We start from the raw sequence: 13,618 nt of genomic DNA, 5'->3' as shown, positions 1-13,618 counted from the left end.
CTGCGTCGAGGGTGAATGTCGTATTTGGCAGACTTGGCAGTCGTGACCGACCCGAAGGAACAAGCGCTGGACACCACCTGGTGGAAGGACGCGATCTTCTACCAGATCTATCCGCGATCCTTCTCCGATTCGAACGGTGACGGGGTCGGCGATCTCGGCGGCGTACGCGACCGATTGGGCTACCTGGAACTGCTCGGCGTCGACGCGATCTGGCTCAGCCCGGTCATGAAATCCCCGATGGCCGATCACGGATACGACGTATCCGATCCACGTGCGATCGACCCGCTGTTCGGCGATCTCGACGTCATGGACGCGCTGATCGAGGAGGCCCACGGCCGTGACATCAAAGTCACGATGGACCTCGTGCCCAACCACACCAGCGATCAGCACCCGTGGTTCGCCGCGGCACTCGCGTCGGCGCCCGGCAGTCCGGAACGGGCGCGCTACATCTTCCGCGACGGGTCCGGTCCCGACGGCTCGCAGCCCCCGAACAACTGGCCGTCCATCTTCGGCGGGCCCGCATGGACACGCGTCGATTCCGCCGACGGTTCGCCGGGCCAGTGGTACTTGCACATCTTCGCCCAGGAACAGCCGGATCTGAATTGGGACAATGCGGAGGTCGTCGAGGATCTGACGACGACGTTGCGGTTCTGGCTCGATCGCGGCATCGACGGGTTCCGCATCGATGTAGCCCACGGCATGGCCAAGCCCGCCGAGTTGCTCGACATGAACCTCGAGGGCAACGCGCTGATGAAGAACGACGACGACGATCCCCGGTTCGACAACGATGCGGTGCACGAGATCCATCGCGGCATCCGCAAGGTCATGGACGAGTACCCGGGCACGACCACGATCGGTGAGATCTGGGTACAGGACAACGCCCGGTTCGGCGACTACATCCGCCCCGACGAACTGCACCTCGGCTTCAATTTCCGTCTGGCCGAGGCCGATTTCGATGCCGCCGCGATCCGCGACGCCGTGACGAACTCGCTCGACGCGGTCGAGAGGGTCGACGGCACTCCCACGTGGGCTCTGTCGAACCACGACATCGCTCGTGAGGTCACCCGGTACGGAGGCGGTGACCGCGGTACTCAGCGTGCCCGCGCGATGATCCTGCTCGAATTGGCGCTTCCCGGAACGGTGTTCGTGTACAACGGCGCCGAACTCGGCCTACCGAACGTCGATCTGCCCGACGACGTTCTGCAGGACCCCGTCTGGGAGCGATCCGGACACGCCGAACGCGGACGCGACGGCTGCCGCGTCCCGGTTCCGTGGGAAGGCACCGAACCGCCGTTCGGCTTCAGCAGCTCGACGCGAACGTGGCTCCCGATGCCACCGGAGTGGGCGTCGCGGACCGTCGAAGCGCAACTCGAGGACGTCGACTCGATGCTGAGCCTGTACCGCGCTGCGATCGAATTGCGTGCGCTGCGCCCGGAGTTCTCCGGAACCGAAGTCGATTGGTACGGAAGCCCTCCCGGATGCCTTGCCTTCCGACGACGCGGCGGCCTGATCTGCGCTCTCAACGCGACCGACGTACCCATTCCGTTGCCGCCGGGCGAGCTGCTGATGGCCAGTGCGCCCCTTGTCGACGGGCAACTGCCTGCCGACGCGGCGGCGTGGCTCGTCTGAGCGCCGCGGCCGCGGGCCTGGCCGCGGTCCTCGCTGCAGCTGCGCTCTTCGGTACCACCGGAACCGCTCAGGCCCTCGGCTCGTCCTGGGCCGGTGTCGATCTCGACCCGTTGGCCGTCGGAAGCGCACGCGTCGCGCTCGCCAGTCTCGTCCTGGTTCCGCTGGCGTGGCTACGCGGCGGTCTCGGATCCTCCTCGGCCGCCGGGGTACGACGCCTCCTGCTGGGCGGATTCGGCGTCGCCGTCTATCAGGTCGGATTCTTCTCCGGCGTTCAAATGGCGGGCGTCGCTGCCGGCACGATGATCGCGCTCGGATCGGGTCCTGCGTTCACGGGCATGCTGCAGTGGAGCGTCGATCGCGCACGCCCAGGACCGATCTGGTTCGCGTCGACGGGCCTGGCAGTTCTCGGCATGCTGCTGTTGGTCTCGGGATCGGATTCCGAGACCGCCTCGGACGTCTCGCTCGGCGCCGCGGCAGCACTGTGCGCAGGCTTCGGCTATGCCCTGTACACCGTCGCCGGGTCCAGAATCATCAACAGTGGCACCCGCCCGGAGGCCGCGATGGCCCAGATGTTCGCCGTCGGCGCCGTCGTTCTGCTGCCCGTGCTGATCGTGCGCTGGCCCGGCGGGTTGGACTCGGCGTCGGGACTTCTCGTGATCCTGTATCTCGCACTAATTCCGACCGTCGTCGCCTACCTGCTGTTCGGCATCGGATTGAGTGCCTTGCCGCCCGCGACCGTGGCCACGCTGACCCTGGCGGAACCCGTCGTCGCCGCGCTGCTCGGCATCGTCGTGCTCGGAGAATCTCCGACGGTTCTCGCTGGGGTCGGCATGGCCGTCGTGGCTTCCGCTCTCGTTCTGCTCGCGCTCGACGTGCGTCGACGGTCTCAGCGTTCGACGCTGAGCGACAACTGATTTCCGCGTCGACAGAACACCGATCCGAATCTCGCGTCGAGGCGTAACCACACCGCCGTCGCACGCACACGCACCCGTTCGTCCGAGGCGATTCGTGCGAGGTCGATGTCGGCGGTCATCGAGTCCTGCCCGGTGGCGGGGACGAAACCCATTGCGGTGAGCGCGAATACGGTGCGCATGGCAATGGACACGTCACCGGCCGGGCCGTCGACGTGCAGCACCTCTTGATCCAGCAACGACACCGGCGGGCCGTGACTGCTCCCGTGTTCCTTCGCCAACGCGGCACCCCGCTGGGCGAGATCGATCAGCACACGTGCGGGCACGTCGTCGACGTGCTCGAAGCCGTGATCCGGCGGCAGCGCACCCCGCCACGCCGAATCCATCGAGAAGCCCGGGTCCACGTGCCCCGACGTCGCCGACTCCAGCGCCTGGAGCAGTTGATCGGCGGCAGCGGATGTGTCGTCGGGCACGATCGCCCCGTCGACGACCCGAACGGCGAGCGCATCGAAACCTGTTGTCGCCCACACCGACAGCCGCCCGTCACCGCGCATACGGAGCCGTACCACCGCCGCCTCGTCGAGCCGCACGGCCTTCGCGAGAAACGCCGTCAGATTCTCGCGTTCGACCGCGTCGGGCACGGTCAGGGTCCGCTCAAACACGTCGCCAGCTCTCCAGGTATTCGCGCTCCGGTCCGGTCAACCGCCGTAGCCGCTGCGAATCGATGTCGAACGCCGCGATCTGGGTCGACGCGACGATCGCCGCCGGGGTGTCGAGCGAGGCGCCCCTCGCCCGCACCTCGTACCCGACGACGAAGTCGACTGCCCTGACCTTGTCGACCCACATGAACACGTCGAGCGGGCCGTCCTCGTGACGGAGCTGCCCGCGATACTTCACGTGCAGATCTGCGATCACCGCACCGTGCCGCAGATTCGCGGTCGGTTTGCCGTCGACCAGCAGCCACGGAATGCGTGCCTCCTCGAGCAACGTCACCATGCGCGCATGGTTGATGTGTTGGTAGACATCCATGTCCGACCACCGCACTTCGACGGTGGTGTGGAAGCCGATTCGCTCACTCGGCTGCAGTTCCTCGGACAGATGGCCGTCGGGCACACTCACTCGAGAACGTCCTTCGCTGTAGTTCCGGTCGACACTTGATCAGGGCACCATACTGCGGACCTGACGCGCCGCCACCGACAGCGTCGCCAGATCGAGCGTGCCCGCGTCGGCGATCTCACCGAGAGCGGTGCGTGCCCTGGTCAGCCGCGACGAGTTGGTCGATTCCCATTCCGCGATCTTCTCCGCCGCGCTCTCGTGCGGTTCGCCGCCGAGCAGAACCTCCTTGGTGATCGCGCGCAGCGAGGAATACAGATCGTCGCGAAGGGCCAAGCGCGCCAACGAATGCCAGCGATTCCCGCGCGCCAGCCCGGAAACCGACGTCAGCAACCAGTTGATTCCGATGTGCGCATCGAGCGCGAAATAGAGCTCGGCGACATCCTCTGGTTCGTGTTCGGTGATGTCTGCGACGTCGGCGATGTCGAGCAGGCAGTAGACGTCCAGCAGTCGATACACCTTGACCGCCAGATCTTTCGGAGCACCACCCTGCACGGCCTCGTCGACCCTGCCTGCCAACTCGCGGGCCCGATGCCCGTCGATCCACCGGCCGACCGAATCACCGAGCTTCGCGACCGTGCCTGCGTATCGGCTGATCTCCGCGCCGACGGCGAGAGGTTGCGGCCGGTTGGACAGCAACCATCGACCCACCCGGTCGAGCACACGCCGCGATTCGAGCAACAGCTGATCCGAGCACGCGGTATCGATCGGCGCGGTGCGAATCTCCTGCCACAGCTTCTCGAGATCGAAAATCGCTGTGGCAGCGGCGAACGCACGCACCGCATCGGTTCCCGACGCGCCCGCGTCCTCGGCGAGGCGATACACGAACGTGATTCCGCCGCGGTCGACCGTCTCGTTGGTCAGCATCGTCGCCACCAGTTGGCGACGGAGCGGGTGCGACGTGATCTCGCCGGCGTACGGTTCGCGGAGAGGTGCGGGAAAGTACTTCGGAAGCTTCGACGCGAACACGTCACTGTCGACGAGTTCGCTTGTCAGCAGATCGTTTTCCAACCCCAGCTTGACGTGAGCCATGAGCGTCGCGAGCTCGGGCGACGTCAGTCCCCTGCCGTCCTGCTTTCGACGGCGAATGTCGGCCTCGGACGGCAACGCTTCGAGCTCGCGGTCCAGCCCACGGCGTGCTTCCAGGTCCTCGATGACACGTCGATGCACCGACAGCAGCGCAGGCGCGTCGGCACGCGAGGTTCCCAGCAACTCGTTCTGCATGATGTTGTCCCACAGGACGAGTCGGCCCACCTCGTCGGTCATCGAGGCCAGAAGGTCGTCACGATCCTCGCGGGCCAGTCTGTCCTCGGCAATGGCCGATTCGAGCAGAATCTTGATGTTGACTTCGTGGTCGGAGCAATCGACACCGGCCGAGTTGTCCACCGCGTCGGTGTTGATTCGGCCGCCTGCCTGGTCGTATTCGATGCGTCCGAGCGCGGTGGCACCGAGGTTTCCGCCTTCACCGACGACGGTGACGCGTAACTCGTTGCCGTTCACGCGGATTGCGTCGTTCGACTTGTCTCCGACGTCGGCATTCGACTCGGTCGACGCCTTGATGTACGTCCCGATTCCACCGTTCCACAACAGGTCTGCCGGTGCGGTCAGGATCGCCCGCATCAATTCAGGCGGCGACAGCGCAGTCACTTCGTCGTCGAGTCCGAGTGCCTCTCGGACCGGCCCGCTGATCGGGATCGACTTGACCGTCCGCTCGTACACACCTCCGCCGTCGGAGATCGACGACGTGTCGTAGTCCGCCCACGACGATCTGGGCAGTGCGAACAGTCGCTCCCGCTCGGCGAACGACGCCGCCCGGTCGGGATTCGGATCGAGGAAGACATGGCGGTGGTCGAAGGCAGCGACCAGTCCGATGTGCCGACTGAGGCGCATGCCGTTGCCGAACACGTCGCCGCTCATGTCACCGACACCGACCACGGTGAAATCCTGTGACTGAGTGTCGATTCCGATCTCACGGAAGTGTCGCTTGACGCTCTCCCACGCACCCTTGGCGGTAATACCCATGGCCTTGTGGTCGTACCCCGCGGAGCCACCCGAGGCGAACGCGTCGCCGAGCCAGAAATCGTACTCGGCCGCGACACCGTTGGCGAGATCGGAGAACGTCGCGGTGCCCTTGTCGGCGGCGACGACGAGGTAGGTGTCGTCACCGTCACGGCGAACGACACGCTCCGGCGGAACGACGGATCCGGTTGCGCGATCGAGATTGTCGGTCACATCGAGCAATCCGGCGATGAACAGGCGGTAGCACGCCTGGCCTTCCTCGGCGGTTGCCTTGCGGTCGGTGGCAGCATCGCCGGACGGTGCCGGTGGGCGCTTGACGACGAATCCGCCCTTGGCACCGACCGGCACGATGACGGCGTTCTTGACCATCTGGGCCTTGGCCAGACCGAGAATCTCGGTTCGGAAGTCCTCGCGCCGATCCGACCACCGCAGCCCACCACGGGCCACTGCACCGAACCGCAGGTGCACTCCCTCGACCCGAGGAGCGTAGACGAAGATCTCGAATTTCGGTCGCGGCTTGGGCAATTCGACGATGTCCTGCGGATCGAACTTGAGCGACAAGAACTCGCGCGATCGCCCGGATGCGTCGACGACGTAGAAGTTGGTCCGCAGCGTGGCGCGTATCAGCTCGAAGATCGAGCGGAGGATACGGTCCGCGTCCAGACTGATGACCTGATCGATCAGTGCGCGCAGCTCGGCTTCGAGTTCGTCGGTGCGGCGCTCGTCGGCGTCCGGGTCGAACTGCGACTCGAACAGCGCCACCAACAGGCGGGCCGTTCTCGGATGCGAGAGCAGGACGCCTTCGATGTTGAACTGGCTGTACGGAAAGTTGGCCTGCCGCAGGTACTTTGCGTACGCCCGCAGGATCACTGCCTGACGCCACGTCAATCCGGCCCGCATGACCAGTTCGTTGAACCGATCGGCCTCGGCGCGGCCGGCCCACACCGCGCTGAAGGCATCGGTGAACCGAATCTGCACACGGCTCTCGCGATCCGCGTCCCCCGCACCGTGCAGTTCCGAATCCAGATCACCGTCGATCGCGGCGGACAACATCTCACGCGACGCGGAGACGCCGAAATCGTATATCCAGCACTGCATTCCATCCGGACGAACGACCGGGTACGGACGCTCGTCGTCGACCTCGACGCCGAGGCTCTGCAGGATCGGCAACACCTGGCTCAACGAGACGCCGCGGCCACCGATGTACAGGCTGAACCGCCAGCTGCCCACCTCGGAATCCTCGTCCCGATACAACTGCATGTCGATTGCCCCGTCGGCCAGCGCGCCCAGCCGAGCGATGTCCGACACTGCTCGGTCGGGGCCGAAGTCCTGCTTGTACGCCTCGGGCAGCGCTTCGGCGTACTTCGCCGCCATCAGCGGGTCGGCAGACTTGTTGCGGGACACTGCTTCCGCGAGCGCATCTTCCCAGGTCCGTATGGTCTTCGTCAGCAGCGATTCGATGTGGGCGACGTTGTGCGCGGACAGGTCGGCTCGCGTCGAATCACCGGACGTACGACGCACCGTCACATGCAGAAGCGCGAGATCCGACTCGGTGACGCGGGCGGTGTAGTCGATACTCGAGCCACCGAGCTCGCGCAACAGGCAGTCCTGCACTGCCAGGCGCACACGCGTCGTGTATCGGTCGCGTGGGAGATAGACCAGCGCGGACACGAACGCACCGTCCGCGTCCTCGCGCAGGAACACCTTCACCCGACGACGCCTGCCGATCGCCATGACGGCAGTCGCCGTGTCGAACAGCGCATCCTCGCTGTTCGCGAACAACTCCGACCGGGGCATGGACTGCAGCACTTCGAGCATGGCCTGCCCGGAGAACGACCCGAGGTCGTACCCGGCCCGGTCGATCACCGACCGCACGCGGCGCTCGATCACCGGGATGTCGAGCACGTTCTCGTGCAACGCCGTCACGGTGAACACACCGACGAATCGATGCTCGCCCAGCTCGGGTGTCGCGCGATCGAACACCGTCACGAAGTACGGGTACACCGCACGATGAACGGTCGCGGGCCTCGAACCCTGTGCGAGAGTCAACAATTCGCCGCGTCCTGACGCGGATGTCGAGTCCGACCCGAGCGCGTTGTCGCGGCGGAGCACTCCGAGTCCACGCGTCTGCTCCGCGCTGTAGTTGCGATAGCCGAGCAACGTGTAGTGGCCGTCGGCGAGCCATCGAAGCAGATCGGCGGCATCGCGCAACTCGTCGGCGTCGGATCGGTTCGTGCCGTCGGCAACGGTGTCGAGTGCGTTCGCCACGGAACTCTGCGCGTCGCGCATCTCGCCGGTGTCCTCGACGACCTCGCGAACATCGGACAGCACCCCGGCGATCGCTGTGTCGAGACCGTCGAGTGTGTCGTCGTCGGTCGACGGGTTCAACTGCACGTGCATCCAGGACTCACGCAGCGTTCCCTCGACGACGGTGCCGTTACCGGGCGCAACCGTCAGCAGATTTCCGTCGTCGTCGCGGGTCACCGACAGAATCGGATGCACGATCTCGACGACGTCGACACCCAGCCGCGACAACTGGGACATCACCGATTCCACCAGCAGCGGCATGTCGTCGGTGACGATACGAAGGGCCAGGCCGACCTCCCCGCCTTCGGGGCGATGCACCTCGACGTTGGCAGTCCCGACGGCTCGGCGCGCCGCCAGTCGGAGATGGCTCCCGAGCATCGAGTGCGCGGGCTGGACGACCGCCGTTGCCAGGTCGTCGGTGTCGACGTGTGCGAAGTACGCCGCCTGCACATCAGGCAGCGTGGTCACCAACTTCTCGGGCAGGTCGATCGCTCGGTCGGTGTCCTTCGTGCCAGCCGAATTCGGCATGTGTTGAACCACTCCCTCGACAGGAATCCCCAGCGACCTCGTTGTCGCCTCGCACACGACCCTATCGGGGATCGACCTCGCTCATGGGGTACGCGCACACTCCCAGGCGGCGTCGACGCACAACACTCCACTCCACGCACATGCATATGCACGTGCGTGGAGTGGGGAGACGTCAGTCCCTGGTCAGCTTGCGGTGCGTGACGCGGTGCGGGCGAGCCGCGTCGGGACCAAGGCGCTCGATCTTGTTCGCCTCGTAGCCCTCGAAGTTGCCCTCGTACCAGTACCAGGCCGCTTCGTTGTCGCCGAAGCCGCCTTCCCAGGCCAGGATGTGCGTGCAGGTCCGGTCGAGGAACCAGCGGTCGTGGGAGATGACCACGGCGCAACCGGGGAACTCTTCGAGTGCGTTCTCGAGAGAACCGAGAGTTTCGACGTCGAGGTCGTTGGTCGGCTCGTCGAGCAGGATCAGGTTTCCGCCCTGCTTGAGCGTCATCGCGAGGTTCAGTCGGTTGCGCTCACCACCGGACAGCACGCCCGACGGCTTCTGCTGATCGTGGCCCTTGAACCCGAACGAGCTGATGTACGCGCGCGACGGGAACTCGGAGGTTCCGACGGTGATGAAGTCGAGGCCGTCGGACACCGTCTCCCACACCGTCTTCTTCGGATCGATGCCGGACCGGTTCTGGTCGACGTAGCTCAGCTGGACCGTCTGACCGATCTTGACCTCGCCGCCGTCCGGTTCCTCCAGACCGACGATCGTCTTGAACAACGTCGTCTTACCCACACCGTTGGGGCCGATGACACCGACGATGCCGTTACGCGGCAACGTGAACGACAGATCCTTGATCAACACGCGGCCGTCGAAGCCCTTGTCGAGGTTCTTGACCTCGACAACGACGTCACCGAGACGCGGCGGGTTGGGGATCTGGATCTCGTCGAAGTCGAGCTTCCTGGTCTTCTCCGCCTCGGCGACCATCTCGTCGTAGCGGGCCAGACGCGACTTGCTCTTCGCCTGACGAGCCTTGGCGCCGGAGCGGACCCAAGCGAGCTCGTCCTTGAGGCGCTTCTGCAGCTTCTGATCCTTCTTGCCCGCGACCTCGAGGCGTTCTGCCTTCTTCTCCAGGTACGTGGAGTAGTTGCCCTCGTACGGGTACAGGTGTCCGCGGTCGACCTCGGCGATCCACTGCGCGACGTGATCGAGGAAGTACCGGTCGTGGGTGACGGCGAGGATCGCACCGGGGTACGCGGCCAGGTGCTGTTCGAGCCACAGCACGGATTCGGCGTCGAGGTGGTTGGTGGGCTCGTCGAGCAGCAGCAGGTCGGGCTTGCTCAGAAGCAGCCGACACAACGCGACACGTCGCTTCTCACCACCGGAAAGATTGGTGACGGGCGACTCCGGCGGCGGGCAGCGCAGCGCGTCCATCGCCTGTTCGAGCTGGGAATCGATCTCCCACGCATCGGCGTGGTCGAGCTTCTCCTGCAGCTCGCCCATCTCTTGCATGAGCTCGTCGGAGTAGTCGGTGGCCATGAGCTCGGCGATTTCGTTGTAGCGCTTGAGCTGCACCATCGTCTCGCCGAGACCGTCTTCGACGTTCTCGCGGACAGTCTTGGCGTCGTCGAGTTCCGGTTCCTGCATGAGGATGCCGACCGAAGCACCGGGCGCGAGGAAGGCCTCGCCGTTACCGGGCTGATCGATACCGGCCATGATCTTGAGGATGCTGGACTTACCGGCGCCGTTCGGTCCGACGACACCGATCTTGGCTCCCGGGTAGAAGCTCATCGTGACGTCGTCGAGGATGACCTTGTCGCCGTGCGCCTTGCGCACCTTCTTCATGGTGTAGATGAATTCCGCCATGTGCGCCAGCTTATCGGTGCGAGCGCCGTCGAACACCATCGACCGATTTCCGTTCACCGGGCCGGTCGGTCGTCCCGGGCATGCGTGTCGACAACGGACTGCACGCATGCCCGGTCAGGCCGTCAGACCGCCGCGGCGACCACGGCGTCTGTGTCCTCGTACTCGGCGTCCGTCTCCTGCTGTTCGTCGTAGTCGTCGGACTGGTCCCCGACGATCTCGTCCTCGGGCTCGGTCTGCTTGGCCGGTGCCGATCGGCGGCGGTCGATATCGAGGACACAGCGCGCGAGATCCGGTCCGACGGCGCTGGCCGTCATCTCCAGATCGGCTCGTTCGACACCCTCGCGCGTCGTGTACTCGTTGGTTCGTAGCTGTCCATAGGCAACCACCGGGTCGCCTTTCATGAGCGACGCTCCCACCCCGGTGACCAGTCGCCGCCAGCACGTCACGGTCAGGAACAAGGTGCCGCCGTCGGTCCACTCCCCGGTGTTGCGGTCCTGCCGCCTGGCATTGCTGGCCATACGGAAGCTGAGCACCGGTTCACCACTCGGTGTCTGTCTCTTGATCGGATTGGTGATGACGGTCCCCACCACCGCGCACTGTGCCTCGTACATCTTTCTCGTCCCCCATCGGATATCGGATTCTTGTCGTCTCGGTCGGCGGTGCCGGGCCGATAGGAGGACTGTGCCTCAGGAAGGCGGCGGTACACGGCAGCCGAACTGGGCCGATGAACGAACCTGTGGATGGGGCGTTCGCTGTGGATGAAGGAGTCTGCCGACGCTCGTGTCCGAACCGCGACGTCGGTCGCCGATGTTATGGGGCAGCGGACTCGACGTACGTGTCGCCGAGTCGTTCCGCACCGATCGCGCCCGCGGTGAGGTCCGCAAGGGTCGTGTCGAGGTCATCGGGACGAGCGACCGACAGAGTCAGAACGACGGCCTCGCCGTAGTCGATCGAGACGACTCCGATGTCCCGTCGTCGCAGTTCGGACTCGATTCGGCCGGCGTCGGGGTGGGGTAGCTCGACGCGCACGAGTGTCCGGCGATGTCGATACAGAAGCGGACTCCCCTGCAATGCCTGCGCGACGGCGCCCCCGTAGGCGCGCGTCAGTCCGCCCGTGCCGAGCTTGGTCCCGCCGAAATACCGCGTCACGACGGCTACCACGTTGGTCAGATCGTGCCCTCGCAGAACGTCGAGCATCGGTGTGCCCGCGGTTCCGCTCGGTTCGCCGTCGTCGCTCGACCGTTCGACTCTCTGGATGTCGCCGTAGACGAACGCGGAACAATGATGGCGCGCAGCAGGTTCCGCGCTCTTCTCCGACGCGATCACGGCGCGGGCTTCGTCTTCGGAAGCGGCCCGGGCGACCACTGCGATGAAGCGCGACTTCTTGATCTCCAACTCGGCACGCACCGTCGACGCCACCGTGCGCACCACAGCAACTCCGTTCACGTCGGGGCCCGAACTCTCGAAAACTCTACGCGGCCTTCTCGTCCTCGAATTCGTCGGCAACGGATACGGAATCCGACGATCGTGCGAGTTCGAAATACCGCCCGCGGGCTGCCACCAATTCGGAATGCGTTCCCGACTCGAGCACCCGCCCGTGATCGAGTACCGCGATTCGGTCTGCTGCGCGGACCGTCGACAGTCGATGTGCAATCAGAATCGTCGTGCGGCCCTTCATCAATCGCTCGAGTGCGTCTTGCAGGGCGCGCTCCGTCGAGTTGTCCAGCGCACTCGTCGCCTCGTCGAGAATCAGGATCTGCGGGTTCCGCAGGACGGTGCGTGCAATCGACAGGCGTTGCTTCTCTCCTCCGGAGAATCGGTAGCCGCGTTCGCCGACGAGCGTGTCGTACCCGTCGTCCAGTCCGACGATGAACTCGTGGATCTGAGCGATCTTCGCCGCCTGTTCGATGTCCTCGTCCGTCGCATCGGGTTTGGCGAAGCGAAGATTCTCGCGGATCGTGGCGTGGAACAGGTAGGTTTCCTGCGACACGACGCCGACCAGATCCGCGACGGTGTTCGTGCTCAGGTCGCGGAGATCCACGCCGTCGACCGTGATGGTTCCCGACGTCGGATCGTGCAGGCGCGCAGCGAGATAGCCGAGCGTCGTCTTGCCCGATCCCGTGGCCCCCACCAATGCGAGCGTGGAACCGGCAGGCACGTCGAGATCGATGTCGACGAGCGTCGCGGCGCTCGATCCGGCGTAGGTGAAACCGACGTGATCGAACCTCACGTCACCATGAACTGCGTTCCGATCCAACGATTTCGGCACCCGAGGCTCCTCGATGTCGATCGGCAGATCGAGGTACTCGAAGACACGTCCGAACAGAGCGAGCGAGCTCTGGACGTCGACGCCTGTGCTCAGCAGCTGCATCGTCGGCCGGAACAGCTGAGTCTGCAGCGTCGTGAACGCGACGAGTGTGCCGACGGTCAGGGTGCTGCCGTGGCCGATGGTGACGCCGGCGAACCAGTACACCAGTGCCGGCATGACCGCGAAGCTGATCTGCATGCTGGCCATCCGCCACTTGCCCGCCATCATCGCGGACAATTCGACCTCGGCGACCTTGTCGGACTTGGCCGCGAATTGTTCGGTCAGAGCAGTGCCGGACCCGGTGGTCTTGCCGAGCAGGATCCCGCTGACCGAGAGCGATTCCTCGATTTGAACGGTCAACTCGCTCAACAGCTTCTGGCGTCGACCCGAGATCTTTCGGCGTTCCTGCCCGATTCGGCGCGCGATGCGCACGAAGACCGGAAGGATCATGAGCGAGAACAGGGCGAGACGCCAGTCCAGCAGGAACAATGCGACGACCGTGGCAACGACCGTCGTGACATTCTGCGCGATCGACGTGGCGGTGTTCGTGACGACGGACTGCATGCCACCGATGTCGTTGGCGATTCGCGACTGCACCTCGCCGGTCCGGGTCCTCGCGAAGAATCCGAGTGATTGCTTCTGCAGGTGGCCGTAGACCGCGACGCGCAGGTCGTGCATGAGCTTCTGCCCGACGCCGTTGGACATCCAGGTCTGCACGACGCCCAGCACATTGGTGACGACCGCGACTGCGATCATGCCCGCAGCGATCAGCGTGACGAGTGTGACGTCGCGATCGGGGATTGCGTGATCGAGCAGTTCGCGAAGTAGAAGCGGCGAGGCAAGCGCGACGATCGCGCTGAAGACGATGATCGCGGACACGACCGCGATACGAAAACGGTAGGGATGGAACAGGGAGAGAACTCGGCCGACGGGGGCTGCGTCAGGCGCGGC

General features: G+C 65.2%; 9 protein-coding genes. 2 read left to right on the top strand and 7 right to left on the bottom strand.

Translation table 11 applies throughout. The annotated features are described in order from the left end of the window. The first annotated feature begins 15 nt into the window (after positions 1 to 15). Both CHB96_RS10730 and CHB96_RS10725 read left to right on the top strand, forming a co-directional pair. Positions 16 to 1,629 (top strand): glycoside hydrolase family 13 protein, encoded by a 1,614-nt coding sequence (locus CHB96_RS10730; protein ID WP_089245878.1) that lies wholly within the window; start codon positions 16 to 18, stop codon positions 1,627 to 1,629. Continuing rightward, positions 1,617 to 2,543 (top strand): DMT family transporter, encoded by a 927-nt coding sequence (locus CHB96_RS10725; RefSeq protein WP_089245876.1) that lies wholly within the window; start codon positions 1,617 to 1,619, stop codon positions 2,541 to 2,543. Before CHB96_RS10730 ends, CHB96_RS10725 begins: the two co-directional genes overlap by 13 nt. On the opposite strand, the gene CHB96_RS10720 is transcribed toward CHB96_RS10725, so the two are convergent. The 7 genes from CHB96_RS10720 to CHB96_RS10690 all read right to left on the bottom strand — a co-directional run bounded on the left by CHB96_RS10720 (position 2,516) and on the right by CHB96_RS10690 (position 13,555). Next, positions 2,516 to 3,202 (bottom strand): DUF8010 domain-containing protein, encoded by a 687-nt coding sequence (locus CHB96_RS10720; protein ID WP_089245875.1) that lies wholly within the window; start codon positions 3,200 to 3,202, stop codon positions 2,516 to 2,518. The two genes, CHB96_RS10725 and CHB96_RS10720, sit on opposite strands and share 28 nt — an antisense overlap. After that, a complete protein-coding gene (locus CHB96_RS10715) occupies positions 3,195 to 3,659 on the bottom strand; it encodes an acyl-CoA thioesterase (RefSeq protein WP_089245873.1) in 465 nt (154 codons plus the stop codon). Before CHB96_RS10715 ends, CHB96_RS10720 begins: the two co-directional genes overlap by 8 nt. A gap of 39 nt (positions 3,660 to 3,698) precedes the next feature. After that, complete coding sequence (locus CHB96_RS10710) at positions 3,699 to 8,507, bottom strand: NAD-glutamate dehydrogenase (RefSeq protein WP_089245871.1); 4,809 nt, start codon at positions 8,505 to 8,507, stop codon at positions 3,699 to 3,701. A 172-nt stretch (positions 8,508 to 8,679) separates the two neighbouring features. Then, a complete protein-coding gene (ettA, locus tag CHB96_RS10705) occupies positions 8,680 to 10,359 on the bottom strand; it encodes an energy-dependent translational throttle protein EttA (RefSeq protein ID WP_089246183.1) in 1,680 nt (559 codons plus the stop codon). Positions 10,360 to 10,481: 122 nt separating this feature from the next. Then, positions 10,482 to 10,970 carry a single-stranded DNA-binding protein gene (ssb, locus tag CHB96_RS10700; protein WP_089245869.1) on the bottom strand — a complete coding sequence of 163 codons (489 nt, stop codon included), beginning with the start codon at positions 10,968 to 10,970 and terminating at the stop codon, positions 10,482 to 10,484. 199 nt (positions 10,971 to 11,169) lie between these two features. Continuing rightward, entirely contained in the window at positions 11,170 to 11,790 is a 621-nt protein-coding gene (locus tag CHB96_RS10695) for an IMPACT family protein (protein WP_089245867.1), read from the bottom strand. A gap of 40 nt (positions 11,791 to 11,830) precedes the next feature. Continuing rightward, the gene (locus CHB96_RS10690; RefSeq protein WP_281254417.1) at positions 11,831 to 13,555 is read right to left on the bottom strand and encodes an ABC transporter ATP-binding protein; all 1,725 of its coding nucleotides are present in this window, start codon (positions 13,553 to 13,555) and stop codon (positions 11,831 to 11,833) included. Between the last annotated feature and the right edge of the window lie 63 nt (positions 13,556 to 13,618).

This window comes from Rhodococcoides kyotonense, assembly GCF_900188125.1.
Taxonomy (GTDB): domain Bacteria; phylum Actinomycetota; class Actinomycetes; order Mycobacteriales; family Mycobacteriaceae; genus Rhodococcoides; species Rhodococcoides kyotonense.
This window is presented reverse-complemented; position numbering and strand designations above follow the sequence as displayed.